This is a genomic window from Streptacidiphilus sp. BW17, assembly GCF_041262485.1.
Classification (GTDB): domain Bacteria; phylum Actinomycetota; class Actinomycetes; order Streptomycetales; family Streptomycetaceae; genus Streptacidiphilus.
Genome location: NZ_JBGCCR010000006.1, coordinates 239,593 through 254,555, shown reverse-complemented (window position 1 = coordinate 254,555; position 14,963 = coordinate 239,593). Strand labels below are relative to the sequence as shown.

Sequence of the window (14,963 nt, the reverse complement as noted above, 5' to 3'; positions counted from 1 at the left end):
GGCCTCCCCGGCCCTACAGTTGCGCCCGCCCTACACTTGCGCCCGAGCCGCTTCCGCCAGCCCGTCCGCCGAGCAGGCGACGGCCAACTCGGCCGCCTGCTCGAAGGTTTCCCGCGAGGGCAGCCCCATGTCGCGGCGGGCGACGGCGAGGTCGAGCATCGCGCGGGCCCGCTCGTACGGGGCCGGAGCGCGCTCCAGGATCTGGACGGCCGTCCCCAGCCGGGCGACGCGCTCGGCCGGGTCCTCGGTCACCTCCGCGGCGGCCCGCAGCGCCGTGCCGATGGCCGAGAGCGTGCCGTAGCGCTCGGCCCGCTCCAACTGGTCCTCGGCCAGGGTGCGCGCCCGGTCCAGGTCGCCGAGCCCGGCACAGGCGGACATCAGACCGCGCTCCCAGCCGCACCAGCCCGGGTTGCGCATGCCACGGGCGTCCAACCGGGCTCCGGCCTCGGTCAGTTCCGCCTCGGCGTCGACGAACTCGCCACGGGCGAGCAGCAGCGTGCCGCGCACGGACTGCGAGTCGGGGAAGACCACAGCGTTGGAGTACGGCGCATGGAACCGGTAGCGCTCGGCCAGCGCGCCCGCCTCGTCGAGGGCGCCGCGCGAGGTCAGCACCAGGATCAGCGTGCCGACGGCGTACCAGTGCACCGGCGTTCCCTCGCCGACGCGGTTGGCCAGGTCGAGGCCGAGCCGGGCACTCTCCTCCGCCGCCGCCAGGTCGCCGGTGCGGTAGTGGACGTAGCCGCGGATGGTGTGGCCGAAGGCGAGGTGCGCGCCGCGCCAGCCCGCCTCCTCGTACTCGGCGATGCCCTTGGCGAACAGCTCCAGGGCGCGCTCGGGCCGGTCCCCGTACATGTAGGTCAGCGCGACCAGGACCGGGACCTCGAAGCCCCACTCCGGGTGTGCCCAACGCAGTTCGCCTTCCAGGGCCAGGTCGCTGTAGTGCAGCGCGACGTCGACCGGCTCGCCGCGCACGGTGGCGTCCCAGGCGCGCAGGCCCAGGATGTAGCGGGCGGCGATGCTGCGGTCGCCCTCGACGTCGAGCCGCTCGGCCAGGTCGGCCAGCCGCTTGGACCGCTCCTCCGAGCCCTGTTCCCAGGCGTCGAAGGCGCACCACATGAAGTTCCAGACCAGCAGCTTGAGGCGGACCTCGGCGGAGTCGGTGCGCAGCGCCTCCGCGGCCATGGTGCTCGCGGCCTCGGCCAGGTTGTTGCTGTGCGCGAGCGACTGGGCCAGCCGGACGCTGATCTCCTCGCGCAACCGCTCGGGAACCACCGGCTGTTCCAGCGCGGTGCGCAGTTGCCCGGCGGTGGCGGCCGGGTCGTAGAGCAGGGTGGAGCAGCCGAGTTCATAGAGCACGTGCGCCCGCTCCCCGACCGGCGGCGGCTCCTCGGCGGCCCTGGCCAGGCAGCGCTGCGCGGTCTCCGGTGCTCCGGACTGCATGAACAGCTGGGCAGCGGCGCGCAGTTGGTCCACCAACGCGGCGTTCCCGCTGGGCGGGACCTCCAGCCAGTGGCGGGCGGCCACCACCGGGCTGCGTCCGGCTTCCAGCACCGCCCACGCGGCCCGGTCGTGGAGTTCCGCGCGCATCTCCTCGGAGATGCTGCGGTAGACCGAGGAGGCGATCAACGGGTGGACGAACTCCAGTGTCTGACGCCCCGTCAATATACGTGCCTCGCGTAGGCGCTCGGCCGCGGCCTCCGCCTCGCCCGGCATCAGGGCGGCCACGACGGCGGCCAGGGGTCGCGGCGTAGCGATGCCCAGGACCGCGACCGCGCGGGCAAGTTGGACCGGCCCGGAGCCGAGGCGCTGCAGCCGCGCGATCAGACCGCTGCCCTTGGTCTCCGCGCTCAGCTCACGCAGCCGCGGCCAGGACGACTCGACGGGGACGATCCCCCGCTCCTCGGCCTTGGCGACCAACTCGACGGTCTCGAACGGGTTTCCGCCGGTGACCGCCCAGATCTCGCGGGCGAAGCCGTCCTCCACCCGTTGCCCGGACTCCGCGTACATCCGCCGCACCAGCGCGTCCACCGCCTCCGGCGTCAACGCGGCCAGGCCGAGCGGGCGGACGCCGTTGTGCCCGGCCATACCGCGGAAAGCGTCGGCCCAGTCCGGCAGTTCGTCCGGCCGGTAGGCGACGACGAGCAGCACGGGCAGGTCGGCGACCCGGGAGGAGAAGGCGGCGAGCCAGGCCAACGACTCCGCGTCGGCCCAGTGCGCGTCGTCCACGACGAGCACCAGCGGCCCGCGGGCGACGGCCAGGTTGGTGACCACCCAGTCCAGGCCGTCGCGGACACCCTGCGGGTCCGGCGCGGCCCCGGTGGTGGCGATGCCGACGGCCGGCGCCACGATGTCGTACCAGGCGCCGAGCAGTTCGCGTTGGCCTTCCTCGCCGGCGGACTCCAGCAGCATCCGCAGCAGCCCGCGCACGACGTGGAACGCGGAACCCTGCTCCTGCTCCCCGCCACGGGTCGCCAGCACCAGAAGCCCCGCGGCCTCGGCCGCCTGCCGCACCTCGGCCAGCACACTGGTCTTGCCCAGCCCGGCGGCCCCGGTCACCACGACCAGCCGGTCCGTGGCAAGGTCGGCCACCCCGCTAGACGCGGCTTCGGTCGCGGCGTCGGACGCGGCTTCGGACCCACTGCCCGTGCCCGGCCCACCGGGCCCGCGACGCCCGTCGGACGCGGCCGACCCGGCCAGCTCAGCCACCGCCGCACGCACGGCGGCGAGTTCGGTGTCGCGTTCGAGCAGCCCGTGCACCCTGACCTCCCAGTTCGCTGGCCCGAGAGTAGTCCTGACGGACCGCCGTTGGAGCGGTTCGGCAGTTTGATCTGCGGGTAGGGATGCCCCGTTCGGGCAAGGTACGGACAAGTGCGGTCGAAGCGGACGCGCAGCGCCCCGAAGCGGGGTGTACGACCAGTTGTGCGGACGGAGTTCAGCCGCCCGTCGGCCTGCCGTTCACCACCACGAGCCGCGGATCCCGCAGCACCCGGACGTCCGCGCGCGGGTCCTCGGCGAAGAGCACCAGGTCGGCCGGAGCGCCCTCCGCAAGGCCCGGACGCCCGAGCCAGCGCCGCGCGCCCCAGGTCGTGGCGTCGAGCGCGGCGATCGGCGGCAGACCGGCCGTGACCAGCTCCGCGACCTCGTCGGCGACCAGCCCGTGCGCCAACGAGCCGCCCGCGTCAGTACCGGTGAAGATCGGGACACCGGCCTCGTAGGCGGCGGCCACCGTGGCGTACCGGCGCGCGTGCAGATTGCGCATGGTGCGGGCGTAGTCGGGGAACTTGGCCTCGCCCGCCGCCGCGTGCTCGGGGAAGTGGGCGATGTTGACCAGCGTCGGCACGATCGCCACCCCGCGCTCCGCAAAGAGCGGGATGGTGTCCTCGGTCAGCCCGGTGGCGTGCTCGATGCAGTCGATCCCGGCCTCGACCAGGTCGCGCAGCGCGTCCTCGCCGAAGACGTGGGCGGTGACCCGGGCCCCCTCCTCGTGGGCGGCGGCCATCGCGGCCGCAAGGGCCTCACGGGGCCAGCACGGTCCGAGGTCGCCGGTGCCGCGGTCGATCCAGTCGCCCACCAGTTTGACCCAGCCGTCGCTGCGCCGCGCCTCCTGGCGGACGTAGTCGGCGAGCTGGTCCGGCTCGATCTCGTGCGCGTAGTTGCGGATGTAGCGGCGGGTCCGGGCGATATGACGACCGGCCCGCACCACCTTGGGCAGGTCCTCGCGCTCGTCCATCCAGCGGGTGTCCGCCGCGGACCCGGCGTCACGCAGCAGCAGTGCGCCCGCGTCGCGTTCGGCGAGCGCCTGCTTCTCGCTGGTCGCGTCGTCGACCGCGCCGTGGGCGTCGAGGCCGACATGGCAGTGGGCATCGGTCAGGCCCGGCAGCACCCAGCCCTGGAGGGTCCGTACGTCCGCCCCAGGGGAGACGGGTGCGGTGAAGCTGATCCGGCCGTCGACCACCCAGAGCTCGTCGCGGACGTCCTCCGGGCCGACCAGGACCCGTCCCTTGACGTGCAGTATCGGCTGATCCACCGTCACTCCCCCTCCTTCGCGGCGCTCGTGGTCCCCGGGTCCTCGTCGCCGCCCTCCGGCTCGCCCGCGTCGCGTTCCAACGCACGGCTCCTGACGGCACGTCGCATGTCGTCCAGCCGGTCCGACAGCCCGCGCCGCAGCGCCGCGCCGAGATCCTCGCGGCAGAGGTACCGCTCGCCGATCGCCAGCACCTCCGCAGAGGCGGCGTGGCCGGGGAACCCGGACGGCGCGGTGAGCGCACGGGCGATGGCCGGGCCACGGCGCTCGGCGACCGCGGCGGCGTCGGGGAAGAAGCGCTCCGGCAGCGAGAGTTCGTCGAGCAGCTCGGCCTGCTCCGGCTGCCAGATGCCGTCGATGGTGGCCCGGAACAGGTAGTTGGAGAGGTCACCGGCGAACACGGCTTCCCAGGCGGCCAGTTTGCCGTCCCGGTCCGGCAGCGCGGCGCGGCAGCGGGCCGCACCCTCCGCGCTGGTGGCGCTCGGGTCGCGGTCCACCTCGGCCACGATCTCGGCCTCGCCCGCCGCGCTCAGCACGCAGAGCCGCAGCAGCAACTGCCAGCGCAGCGCCGGGTCCAGCTCCGGGCCACCGGGGACCGCGCCCTCGTCCAGCCAGCCGCGCAGCTCGGCCCGCTCCACCGAGGTGGAGGCGGCGTCGATCAGCCCGCGCACGGCGACCAGGCGCAGCCCGCTCGCACCCGGGTCGCCCTCGGTCCGGCGCAGCAGCGAGCGGCAGACCCCGGCCAGCCGCGCCAGCGCCCACACGCGTCGCTCCGGCGGCAGGTAGTGGTCGCTGCATCCGCCACGAGCGAAGGCCAGCACGTCCTGTACCAGGTGCACCGAGGTCTCACCCGGCAGATGGGCGGCGACCAGCTCGAGGAACTCGCTCGCGGGCAGCTCGCCGTCGCGGACCTGGTCGCGTGCGCTGTTCCACAGCACGGCCCGGGCCAGCACGTCGGGGATCTGCCCCAACGAGTCCCTGACGGTCTCCCAGGACTTCTCGTCCAGGCGGATCTTGGCGAAGGCCAGGTCGGTGTCGTCCGGCACCAGCAGCTCGGCGCGCCGCTCGGGCAGCATCGCGGGCTCACCGGGAACCAGCTCCAGCGGCGTCCGTTGACGCAGCGTCAGCGTCCCGTCCGGCAGCCGGTCGTAGCCCGCGACGGTGATCAGGTGCGGACGCAGCTGCCCGTCCGCGCTGCGCTGCTGCAGCACGCCGTCCGCGGGACGGAGCGTGTCCAGCCCCGTCGTCCGCAGCCACCGCTCGGCCCAGGCGTGCACGTCCCGGCCGCTGGTCCCGGCGAGCGACTGCAACAGGTCGTCCAGGGTGGCGTTGCCGAAGGCGTGCGCCTCGAAGTGGCGGTTGACGCCCGCGAAGAAGGCCTCGTCGCCGAGCCAGGCCGCCAACTGCCGCAGCGCGGCGGCACCCTTGGCGTAGGAGATGCCGTCGAAGTTCTGCAGCGCCTCGGCGGTGTCGGCGACCGACTCGGGGGCGACCGGGTGCGTCGACGGGCGCTGGTCGGCGTCCCTGCCCCAGGCCTTGGTGGACGCGAAGCCGGTCCAGGCGGCGGTGCCGAACCGGGTCGCGTCGGCGACCACGCGGAAGCCCATGTACTCGGCGAACGACTCGTTCAACCACAGGTCGTCCCACCAGCGCATGGTGACCAGGTCGCCGAACCACATGTGGGCCATCTCGTGCGCCACCACGATCGCGCGGTGTTCCCGCTCGGTCTCCGGCACGGCGGACCGGAACAGGAAGGTGTCGCGCAGCGTCACACAACCCGGGTTCTCCATCGCACCGACGTTGAACTCCGGTACGAAGCACTGGTCGTAGCCGCCGAAGGGATAGCGCTGCCGGAACAGCCGGTGGTAGGCGTCGAAGCACTGCCTGGTGACGGTCAGCAGCTCCTCGGCGTCCGCGTCCAGGTAGGGCGCGAGCGAGCGACGGCAGTGCAGGCCGAGCGGGATGCCGTCGTGCTCGGAGCGCACCGAGTGCAGCGGCCCGGCGACGACGGCGACCAGGTAGCTGCTGATCGCGGCGGTGGGCTCGAAGCTGGTCCGGGTGGCGCCGCCGGCTGCGCCGTGTTCGGGCAGCTCCTCGCGGGTGCCCGTGGCGTTGGCGACGACGGTCCAGGCGCTCGGCGCGGTGACAGTGACCTGGTATGGCGCCTTGAGGTCCGGCTGGTCGAAGGCCGCGAAGACGCGCGGCCCGTCGTCCAGGAACGACTGGGTGTAGACGTAGACCTCGCCGTCGGCCGGGTCCACGAACCGGTGCATGCCCTCGCCGGTACGGGAGTAGGCCATGTCCGCGTCGACCAGCAGCTCGTTGTCGTCCGCGAGGTCGTCCAGCGGGAACCGCCCGCCGTCCAGCGCGCCCGGATCCAGCTCCCGCCCGTTGAGCACGACGCGCCGCAGGAGCGCCGGCTTGACGTCCACAAACGTCGCGGCGCCCGGGGTCCGGCAGCTGAAGTTGATCACGGTGACGGACCGGAACGCGTCCTCCCCGGCCGTCAGATCCAGCTCCACGGAGACACAGCGGACGTCGAGCAGACGCCGCCGGACCTCGGCTTCGGCGCGCGTGAGGGCAGCAGACATGGGGATCATGCTAGGCGCTCAGCCGGTCCGGGCGAAGAACCGATCCACCCCCGGACGCGCGTAGGGGGCGTGAGCTGCGACAACGCGCGCGGTTTGTCCCCACTGAGAGGGGTTGCACCACCTCAGGGGCGCGGGGCCCTGAGGGCGTGCAACTCCTTGGCCGACCGGTGCGGCTTCCCCTGCCGTCTCTCGGTCCTCGAAGCCTGTCAGTGCTGCGCGCTAGACCGTCCGTACACGCCACATACGGCTGTTCAACCCCTGGTCCCCCTGGAGGCGGCATGGACCCCGACGCCACCACCCCCGCCCACCGCTACCTCTCGCTCGCCGGCCTGCGGCACCGCGGCTGGACGCCCAGTATGGTCGCCAAGCTGCTCGGCTCGCCCGACAAGACCGTGCGCAATCCGCACTTCCGGAGCGCCGCGCCGTCCCGGCTCTACGCGGTCTCCCGCGTCGCCGCCGCCGAGGCGACGGACGCCTTCGCCGCGCTCGCCACCGCCGCCGCCCATCGCGCCGCCAACTCCCGTGCGGCGGCCCAGCGTCGACGCCGTGCGGTGCTCGCCGAGGTCGCGGGGCTGGACATCCGCGTCCCCCGGCTGTCGCCGGAGTGCCTCACCCGACGGGCCGTCGCCCACCGCAACCACCGGGACGCGCTGCGCGCCTGCCGATACGGGGACCACGCCGCGGCCCCGGCCCGTCCCGACGCCGCCGAGCCGGGCGCGCTGCGCCGTTGGCAGGTCAACTACCTGCGCCACGCGCTCACCGACTACGACGCCGTGCTCGACGGCCTGCACGGCAGCGCCGGCCGCGCCGAGGCCGAGTGTCTGCTGCGCCGACGCGTGTACGAGGCGATCGGCACGGCGTATCCGCAGCTGGCCGCCGAGTGCCGCCGTCAACTGAACGAACGTCAGCCCGCCCCCCTGCTTGCGGAGGGGGACGGGCGGGCGGGCGACGCCCCTGTCGGCTCGGGCTGAGCCGCACGACCGTCCACGACCCGAATTCCCGCGCCGATTGTCAGTCGTCGACGATAGATTCGAGGCATGCAGAACGTGATCACCCCGCTTTCGCGAGCCGATCTCGCGAACAACCGCATCCGCGCGCTTCTCGCGCGCGCCCGCGGCCGTCGTCTCACGACGTCGGAGCGGGATCTCTACACCCGCCTCGTCAACGAGTACCTCGCCGCCCGCAACGCCGCGAACCAGCCCCTGGAGATAGCCACCGCCGCCTGAACCGCGGCGTGGCTGCTTCATCGAAAGCAAAACGGCTTGCGGGGCAGCCTGGAATGCCCCGACCATCGGCCCATGACCGGGTCACCCCTCCTCACACTGCCGCTGCCGCCGTCGCTGCCTTCCTCAGCCACGGCGGAGCACGGCCGACAGCAGTCCGGCCGCCGCCCGGGAGGCTCGATCCCGCACCGCGCATGAGCGCGGGCAGCGCAAGCAGCGCGGCTCTCGTCGCCGGGCTCCTCGCTGGTTATGGCATCGCCATGCCGGTAGGGGCGGTCGGGACGTACCTCGTGGCACTCACCGCCCGGACAACACTGCGGATCGGATCGTGTGCCGCTTTCGGCGTCGCGACCGCTGACGGCCTCTACGCACTGGTCTCCGTACTCGGGGGCTCGGCCCTGGCGCCCGCCCTCACCTCGATCACCGTGCCCCTGCACTGGGCCTCGGCCACGGTGCTCGTCGCGCTCGCGGTGCTCGGCGCGACGCGCGCCGTCTCCCGGTACCGCGCGCGGCAGCGTGCGGAGCCGGAGGACCGCGCCGCGCTCAGCCCGGCGCAGGCGTATCTCGGGCTGCTCGGCATCACGCTGATGAATCCGATCACCGTGATCTACTTCGCCGCCCTGGTGCTCGCCCGGCAGGGCGCAACCGCGCCCGGTCGCTGGGACGAGGCCGTGTTCGTCGCGGCCGCCTTCGCGGCGTCCGCGAGCTGGCAACTCCTGCTCGCTGGCGGCGGAGCACTGCTGGGTCGTGCCCTGACCGGCCCTTACGGGCGCCTCTGCACGGCCCTGCTCTCCAGCGCCGTGATCTTCGGTCTCGCCGTTCGCCTACTGCTGCAGCGTCACTGAGGCTCGGGCGAGTCAGGCAACTCGGGCGACTGGGGCGGCTCAGACGGCTGGGGCGATTCGACCTCGTCCGATGTCACCGACCCCGTCGCCGACTCCGACCCCGACCCCGTCGCCGACTCCGCCTCCGCCTCCGCCTCCGGTCGGGGGCTGCGCCGCTGCAGGACGACGAACCAGACCAGGCCGAACAGCGTCAACGCCGAGGCGACGTAGAAGTTCAGGCGCAGACCGAGGAAGTACTGGGAGGGGTCGACACGCAGCGACTCCTCGAAGATGCGAAAGGCCGAGTACCCCGCGACGTAGAGGGCCATCAGGCTGCCGGGCCGGACCTTGCCGCTCCTGCCGAGCCTGATCAGCAGCCAAGCGAGCAGCAGATCCCAGACGAGCTCGTACAGGAACGTGGGGTGGAACGTCGGGTCCTGGAGGTAGCCCGGCGGCCGGTAGGCGGGCGCGATCTCCAGCCCCCAGGGCAGGCTGGTCGGGCCACCGAAGAGTTCCTGGTTGAAGTAGTTTCCGATCCGGCCGATCCCCGAAGCGACCAGCAGGCACGGCGCCAACGCGTCCATCATCGCCAGCACGTCGGCCCCGGCCTTGCGCAGCCGCCAGATGCCGACGACCGTGGCCAGCGCCACCCCGCCCCAGATGCCCAGCCCGCCGTCCCAGACCGCCAGCGGCCCCCACCAGTGTGGCGGGATGTACTTGGGCGTGGTCAGGTCGAAGTAGATCCGGCCCCCGACGATCCCGGCGGGCACGCACCAGATCGCGATCTCGTCGACCAGCGCCGGGTCGCCACCCACCGCGCTCCACCGCCGTCGGCCGAGCAGCACGGCGAGGCTGATGCCCACGATGTACATCAGCGCGTAGAAGTGGATGAAGAGCGGCCCCAGGTGGAAACCGTTCACCGAGGGGGACGGGATGGCGGCTAGCTGCATGCTGCGAGGGTAACCGCGCCCCCTGTCGAACCCCGACCGCCCCCGCCACCAGGGCACTCCCCCACGCCGGGCGGACGCCCGCCGCGGCTTACCCGTTACCGCTGCCGCAGTGGTTGAGGTGTTCGGCCTCGTCGCCGCCCCAGTGGCTGAGGACGGGCACGACGGCCATCTCCTGGAGGCAGGACACGGCGCTGGAGAAGTCCCAGGGGCGTGGCGGCTCGGCCGGGCCGATGTGACGGCCTCCGTCGGTGGCGCACGCGGGCGCGGCCGACGCGAGGGCGGCGGTGGCGAGGACGGCAGCGGTGACGATCTTCTTCACGCTCACGCCGGAACAACGAGCCGCCGGAGCGACGGTCACGTCCCAGGTACGTCGTTCAGGTGAGGCCGAGCGGCCCACCGCCGTCCGGGCGGGCCGGACGGTCCGTCGCGTGAGTCCGGTTCGCGGGGGCCTCTTTTGGTGTTGGTGCCGTGCTGCGGTTGGCCCGTCGCAACAGTCCGGCACCCGACGGCCTCGGGCAGCCCCTCCACGAGCCGCCAGGCGGCAGCTACCTGGCGGCCAGCCGAGCCCTGCGTGCATCGTGCCCGGGGCAGTCGCAGCCGTACACCCGGCCGTTGACCTTGTAGACGCCGACACCGCAGCTGCACGCGCAGTCACTGACCCCCCCGTGCAGCCGGGGAAGACGTAAGTGCCGCCGTTGGACGGCTGCCACGTCCTGACGCCGGGCGTGGGCCAGGTGAACGGCACGAGCGTCTCCGGATAGGCCGGGCGCGGCGAGACCGCGTCATGGCCGTGCCCTGGTAGCTCGCGGGCGCTCACCGGCGCCGCCGCTTCCGTGCGATCTCCGCGAACAGCTCGGCGCGGCGGGTCAGCATGTCCTCGGCCTCGGCGCGGTGGTCGAACGCGAGCGGGTAGCCGTCGCCGTCGGCCATCAGCCGGCCGCCCTCCCGGACACGGAAGACGTCCCAGTGCGCGTCGTACTCCACGGTCGCGCTCACGACTGGACATCGCCGTCGGCCTGGTGGCAGGTACAACCGCAAGCGACCGACACCCAGCCGAGCACGCGATGCCGGTAGCCGGGCGCCCGGCACTGCTGGTGCAGGTCCGGCCAGCGGTCAGCACCGACCTTGCACGGCGGCGTCAGGTACGGGCGCGGTAGGGGTCCAGGTACAGCAGGGCTTGTAAGCGTAGGCGCGTTGCTCATCGGAAGGGTCCTCGCATCCGGGCGAGTGAGGGCTCGTCAGTCGGCGGTGCGAGGCAGCGCTCGAACCGGCCATGAGCAGCACGTTAAGCGCGGGTGCTTCTCGAAATGAGGGGTGCTTCTCGACGTTTCTCGGGCACCGCTGGGCGCTTCACGAGATTGCGCGCGGAGTCTCCAGAGAGGCCCTGGCGAGGGCCATCAGACGGCGCGCGTGGCGGCCGTAGACGGCGGCCTGGTCGAGGCGCTGCCAGACGCGCTCGTACAACGTGAGGTCATCGGCGTCGTCGAGCCAGAGCTCGGCGTTGACGGTCTCGACGATGACGAGCCGGTGATCGTAGATCCAGAAGCCGTGACGCGGCGTCACACTCATCTGAGCACCGAAGGGGACGACGCCCAGCTTGACGGTGCTGAGTCCGATGAGCCCGGACAGGCGGTCGAGTTGGCCGATCATCACGTCGACCGGGCACGGCAGCACGCGCAGGGCCCCCTCCCAGAGCACCGCGTGGAAGACGTGGCCCGGCTCGTACAGCAGCTCCTGGCGGCGCATGCGCGCCTGCACCGCAGCCTCGGTGTCGCGTGGCGTTCCACGCAGGTCAGCGTTGTTGAGCAAGAGATGCCGGGCGTACTCGGGCGTCTGGAACATGCCGTGGATGACCGTGGACTCGTAGGCCCGGATCAGCTCGGTCCGCCGCTGGTGCGCGAGGGCTTCCTCCTGCCGCGCGCGGTGCCCGGTCGCAAGCTGTCGGCGCCAGGAGCGATAACTCGTCTCCAGCCCGTTCAGCCGCCCCTTGAGCTCGGCGGCTGCCTCGGGCTGACCGACCGCGAGCGCCCAGGCGTCGAGGTCCGCGGGCGTCGGTGTCTGCTTCCCGTTCTCCAGCTTGGACACCTTCGAGGGCGGCCAGTCGAGCCGCCGCCCGACCTCCCGGCCGGACAGACCAGCCTCGGCGCGCAGTTGACGGAGCCGCGCGCCGAGGGCCTCTCTTCCGCGCTGGAAGTCGGTGGTCACACCTTGGACCGTACCCGCTGCGTGAAGTCGGCGTAGGGGACGGCGTAGTGCCAGGCCAAATCCCTCAGCTGGCAACCCGCCAGGACGACGGACGGATCGTCGAACAGCTCCATGCCGAGCGACTGGTCACCGTCGTAACGGAACTCCCCGAGGACCTGCGAGTCGAAGAGCCAGAAGTCCCGCTCGGGCAGCCCGTAGCCGAGGGCCTCCGACCGCATCAGGTAACGGATGTCCTCCCCAGCGGCCACCGTGTCGCCCGTCCCCCACAAGAGGAACCGCTGGTAGTCCGTCGGCGGGTCGTCGAACATGCGGACCCGCTCGACACGGACGCCGCGGCCGGTCAACGAGCGGATCGTGCCCAGCCAGCCCTCGCGCCCGGCCGTGCCCGGGTCCTCGCCGCGAAGGAACGCCTGGAAGCGCGGGCTCTCGTAGTCGACCTGGTAGACCCGCCGGGCCTCCAGCCGCCATGCGGTGTGCTGGAAGCCCGTGCGGAAGAACTCGGTGATCTCGTTCGCTTCGACGAACTGGGGCACGCGGTCTACTCCTTGGGGGCGTGCTTGGTGAGGAGCTCACGCGGCACGACGACGAAGTTCTCACCTGGGAGCACGTCCCTGAGCTGGGTCAGGGCCTCCTCGTCGGTGAGCTCGTAACCCTGGACGACGATGTCGCCCGTCGGGGTCTCGTACAGGGTGGGGCAGTTGCCGTCTTCGGAGCTGGTGCCGAGGAACTTGAGCTTCATGGTCCGACCCTTCGCTCGTGCTGGCGTGATGCTCAGGACCGTCGAACCGTAGCGAGAAGCGCCTGCGCCGGAAAAGCACGCCGCGGTGGTGGGCGCCGGGTGGCGTCGCGATCTTGTCACCCTCGGGACGTACGCTCGGACGCTTGGCTGACGTGCTCCCGATCCCCGACGAATTGGTCCAGCTTCAGCGCGCCATTGGTGCTGGCGAAGACGGCGATCTCCACGACCACGGCGTGCAGGTATTTCGCCCGCAGCTCGGGGACGTTGGCGAAGTGTCCGTCGACGAGCGTGCCGGTGCCCTGCACCGCGTTGCCGTTCTTGGCGATTCGCAGGCCGCGGTTGCCGGTCGCATTGTTCGGGAAGCGCACGGTCCCGGACACCCTGTGCCAGCCCGGTGTCTGGGCGGTGTAGCGGGACGGGTTACTCGAGGACCAGCCGCAGTAGGTGTCGGCGAGGATGCCGCTAAGTCCGCGAAGTTGATCGGAGTCCAGGTGCTCGCGCTGCGGCACAGGTGGGGCAAGCCCCGACATCGGCACCTCCAGGGGTCTTTGAGACATAGCGGAATGCCGAGGAACGGGGCGTGTGGGTGGGTATGCTGGCGCCCGCTTTCTTGATCTCCAGGGGGACTTATGCGCAGCTTCGTACGATCAGCCGCAGTTCTGGCCGCTGCCTCCGCGATCTGCGCGAGCGTGGTCACGTCGGCGCAGGCGGAGGCTGTTCCCGCTCAGAAGCCGGCGGCGAGGGTGAGCACGAACCCCAATGCGGGAGACTTGTATCTCGCCGTGAACGGGCTGCCGAAGACCGTCAAACTCGGTGAGACGGTCAATGTCGTCTATTGGTACATGCAGACGAGCCAGGACACGTTGGTCCCGGCGGAAGCTGACCTGGAGCTGTCGGGCTACGAGGCCAGCCTCTGTCTCAAGGGGATGTCGCTTCAGATTCTCGACCCCTCCACAGGCAAGTGGGAGAAGTCGGGCCAGCCGGATTGCGGAGACGCCGGCTTCCTCCTGCCCTACTGGTCGAAGCCGATCTCTGTCCGCCCTCACTACTGGGCGCACCTTGACATGAAGATCACCTTTGGTGCCGGTACCCATCTCGGAGCCTGGCACCTGAGCCCGTTCATGGGCGGTTTCCAGCTCTGGAAGCGACCGGGTGTCTACGACCCCCGAGACCTGCAGATCATCGCCCCCAACTACGCCTTTCAGGTCGAGCGCTAATCCGAGCGAAGTGAACCATCAGGCCAGGTCCCCGGCGAAAGCGCACGCACTTCATGCCGGAGACCGGTTCGCGCGGGCGCGCAGCGCTGGACGCGTGGATGAGCGTCGATTCCTAGTGGATCTGGACGTGCACTCCACGGGTTGGCAATCGATCTCCCGAGCCGCCGAGTGGCACAGACCATCTCAACACACCTGCGGCGGAGCCCTATCAGGCTCCGCCGCAGGTGAGATGGTATTCCGTCAGCTCTTCGTCGCCAGCGCGCGAAGGAAGAACGCCAGGTTGGCCGGGCGCTCCGCGAGGCGGCGCATGAAGTAGCCGTACCACTGGTTGCCGTAGGGCAGGTAGACGCGCATGGTGTTGCCCTCGGCGATGAGGCGCTCCTGCTCCTCCGGGCGGATGCCGTACAGCATCTGGTATTCGAAGGAGTCCGCCGAGCGGCCGTTCTGGGCGGCCAACTGGCCCGCGACGCGGATCAGACGCGGGTCGTGGGAGGCCACCATCGGGTAACCCTCGCCCGCCATCAGGACCTTGAGGCAGCGGACATAGGCCAGGTCGACCTCGGACTTCTTCTGGAAGGCCACCGACGCGGGCTCCTGGTACGCGCCCTTGCAGAGGCGGACGCGGCTGCCCGGACCGCTGAACTCGGCGCAGTCCGCCTCGGTGCGGTGCAGGTAGGCCTGCAGCACGACGCCCAACCACGGGTAGTCCGCGCGCAGTTCGCGGGCGATGCCCAGCGTGGAGTCGGTCGTGGTGTGGTCCTCCATATCCAGGGTGACCGTGGTGCCGACCGCTGCCGCAGCCGCGCAGATGCGGCGGGCGTTCTCCAGGGCGACCTTCTCGCCGTCCTCGGGCAGGAACTGCCCGACGGCGGACAGCTTGACGGAGACCTCGGCGCGGTCGGCCAGGCCGGTTTCGGCGAGGGCCGCGAGCAGCTTCTCGTAGGCCTCGGCGGTGGCCGCCGCCTGGGTGGCGTCGGAGGTGTCCTCGCCCAGGTGGTCGAGGGTGATCCGGCGGCCGGTGCCGACGAGCGTGTCAGTGACGGAGACGCCCTCGTCCAGGGTGTCACCGGCGACGAAGCGCTTGACGATGGCGCGGGTGGGCGGGAGCTGCTCGATCAGCTTGCGGGAGCGCGGGGACCGGGAGGCCGCAAGCAGGGTGGTACGGAGCATGTCAACTCCTGGGAGTGCGG

General features: G+C 71.7%; 15 protein-coding genes. 4 read left to right on the top strand and 11 right to left on the bottom strand.

Features of this window, described 5'->3' with window-relative positions:
- Positions 1 to 30: 30 nt before the first annotated feature.
- The 3 genes from ABH940_RS10445 to pepN form a co-directional block, all read right to left on the bottom strand.
- Complete coding sequence (locus ABH940_RS10445) at positions 31 to 2,757, bottom strand: AAA family ATPase (RefSeq protein WP_370105097.1); 2,727 nt, start codon at positions 2,755 to 2,757, stop codon at positions 31 to 33.
- Between the two features lie 175 nt (positions 2,758 to 2,932).
- On the bottom strand, positions 2,933 to 4,027 hold the full coding sequence (locus ABH940_RS10440; RefSeq protein WP_370071532.1) for an amidohydrolase family protein: 1,095 nt from the start codon (positions 4,025 to 4,027) through the stop codon (positions 2,933 to 2,935).
- A 2-nt stretch (positions 4,028 to 4,029) separates the two neighbouring features.
- Complete coding sequence (gene pepN / locus ABH940_RS10435; protein ID WP_370105096.1) at positions 4,030 to 6,624, bottom strand: aminopeptidase N; 2,595 nt, start codon at positions 6,622 to 6,624, stop codon at positions 4,030 to 4,032.
- Between the two features lie 269 nt (positions 6,625 to 6,893).
- Here pepN and ABH940_RS10430 point away from each other — a divergent pair, with 269 nt between their 5' ends.
- The 3 genes from ABH940_RS10430 to ABH940_RS10420 all read left to right on the top strand — a co-directional run bounded on the left by ABH940_RS10430 (position 6,894) and on the right by ABH940_RS10420 (position 8,683).
- Complete coding sequence (locus ABH940_RS10430; RefSeq protein ID WP_370071534.1) at positions 6,894 to 7,586, top strand: hypothetical protein; 693 nt, start codon at positions 6,894 to 6,896, stop codon at positions 7,584 to 7,586.
- Positions 7,587 to 7,652: 66 nt separating this feature from the next.
- Positions 7,653 to 7,841, top strand: coding sequence for a hypothetical protein (locus tag ABH940_RS10425; RefSeq protein ID WP_370071535.1), 189 nt, complete (start codon positions 7,653 to 7,655; stop codon positions 7,839 to 7,841).
- 191 nt (positions 7,842 to 8,032) lie between these two features.
- Positions 8,033 to 8,683 carry a LysE family transporter gene (locus ABH940_RS10420; RefSeq protein WP_370071536.1) on the top strand — a complete coding sequence of 217 codons (651 nt, stop codon included), beginning with the start codon at positions 8,033 to 8,035 and terminating at the stop codon, positions 8,681 to 8,683.
- On the opposite strand, the gene lgt is transcribed toward ABH940_RS10420, so the two are convergent.
- The 7 genes from lgt to ABH940_RS10385 form a co-directional block, all read right to left on the bottom strand.
- Positions 8,677 to 9,612 (bottom strand): prolipoprotein diacylglyceryl transferase, encoded by a 936-nt coding sequence (gene lgt, locus ABH940_RS10415; protein WP_370105095.1) that lies wholly within the window; start codon positions 9,610 to 9,612, stop codon positions 8,677 to 8,679. The genes ABH940_RS10420 and lgt overlap by 7 nt on opposite strands.
- Positions 9,613 to 9,700: 88 nt before the next feature.
- Positions 9,701 to 9,937 (bottom strand): hypothetical protein, encoded by a 237-nt coding sequence (locus tag ABH940_RS10410; RefSeq protein ID WP_370105094.1) that lies wholly within the window; start codon positions 9,935 to 9,937, stop codon positions 9,701 to 9,703.
- Between the two features lie 488 nt (positions 9,938 to 10,425).
- The gene (locus ABH940_RS10405; RefSeq protein ID WP_370105093.1) at positions 10,426 to 10,608 is read right to left on the bottom strand and encodes a hypothetical protein; all 183 of its coding nucleotides are present in this window, start codon (positions 10,606 to 10,608) and stop codon (positions 10,426 to 10,428) included.
- Positions 10,609 to 10,962: 354 nt separating this feature from the next.
- Positions 10,963 to 11,817, bottom strand: a complete 855-nt coding sequence (locus ABH940_RS10400; RefSeq protein WP_370071540.1) for a helix-turn-helix domain-containing protein — start codon at positions 11,815 to 11,817, stop codon at positions 10,963 to 10,965.
- Positions 11,814 to 12,350 carry a DUF6879 family protein gene (locus tag ABH940_RS10395; protein ID WP_370105092.1) on the bottom strand — a complete coding sequence of 179 codons (537 nt, stop codon included), beginning with the start codon at positions 12,348 to 12,350 and terminating at the stop codon, positions 11,814 to 11,816. The genes ABH940_RS10400 and ABH940_RS10395 overlap by 4 nt, the downstream gene beginning before the upstream one ends.
- A gap of 5 nt (positions 12,351 to 12,355) precedes the next feature.
- On the bottom strand, positions 12,356 to 12,556 hold the full coding sequence (locus ABH940_RS10390) for a hypothetical protein (RefSeq protein ID WP_370071542.1): 201 nt from the start codon (positions 12,554 to 12,556) through the stop codon (positions 12,356 to 12,358).
- 116 nt (positions 12,557 to 12,672) lie between these two features.
- Positions 12,673 to 13,086 carry a hypothetical protein gene (locus tag ABH940_RS10385; protein WP_370071543.1) on the bottom strand — a complete coding sequence of 138 codons (414 nt, stop codon included), beginning with the start codon at positions 13,084 to 13,086 and terminating at the stop codon, positions 12,673 to 12,675.
- Positions 13,087 to 13,185: 99 nt separating this feature from the next.
- Here ABH940_RS10385 and ABH940_RS10380 point away from each other — a divergent pair, with 99 nt between their 5' ends.
- Complete coding sequence (locus tag ABH940_RS10380; RefSeq protein WP_370071544.1) at positions 13,186 to 13,773, top strand: hypothetical protein; 588 nt, start codon at positions 13,186 to 13,188, stop codon at positions 13,771 to 13,773.
- A gap of 240 nt (positions 13,774 to 14,013) precedes the next feature.
- Here the strand turns inward: ABH940_RS10380 and ABH940_RS10375 are convergent, their stop codons facing one another.
- Positions 14,014 to 14,943, bottom strand: a complete 930-nt coding sequence (locus ABH940_RS10375; RefSeq protein ID WP_370071545.1) for a proline dehydrogenase family protein — start codon at positions 14,941 to 14,943, stop codon at positions 14,014 to 14,016.
- Positions 14,944 to 14,963: the final 20 nt, after the last annotated feature.

Bases quoted from the DNA above. Each gene is read 5' to 3' on its own strand.
- ABH940_RS10385 (WP_370071543.1), bottom strand. From the start codon at position 13,086: ATGTCGGGGCTTGCCCCACCTGTGCCGCAGCGCGAGCACCTGGACTCC.
- ABH940_RS10390 (WP_370071542.1), bottom strand. From the start codon at position 12,556: ATGAAGCTCAAGTTCCTCGGCACCAGCTCCGAAGACGGCAACTGCCCC.
- ABH940_RS10420 (WP_370071536.1), top strand. From the start codon at position 8,033: ATGAGCGCGGGCAGCGCAAGCAGCGCGGCTCTCGTCGCCGGGCTCCTC.
- pepN (WP_370105096.1), bottom strand. From the start codon at position 6,624: ATGATCCCCATGTCTGCTGCCCTCACGCGCGCCGAAGCCGAGGTCCGG.
- ABH940_RS10430 (WP_370071534.1), top strand. From the start codon at position 6,894: ATGGACCCCGACGCCACCACCCCCGCCCACCGCTACCTCTCGCTCGCC.
- ABH940_RS10375 (WP_370071545.1), bottom strand. From the start codon at position 14,943: ATGCTCCGTACCACCCTGCTTGCGGCCTCCCGGTCCCCGCGCTCCCGC.
- ABH940_RS10380 (WP_370071544.1), top strand. From the start codon at position 13,186: ATGCGCAGCTTCGTACGATCAGCCGCAGTTCTGGCCGCTGCCTCCGCG.
- lgt (WP_370105095.1), bottom strand. From the start codon at position 9,612: ATGCAGCTAGCCGCCATCCCGTCCCCCTCGGTGAACGGTTTCCACCTG.
- ABH940_RS10425 (WP_370071535.1), top strand. From the start codon at position 7,653: ATGCAGAACGTGATCACCCCGCTTTCGCGAGCCGATCTCGCGAACAAC.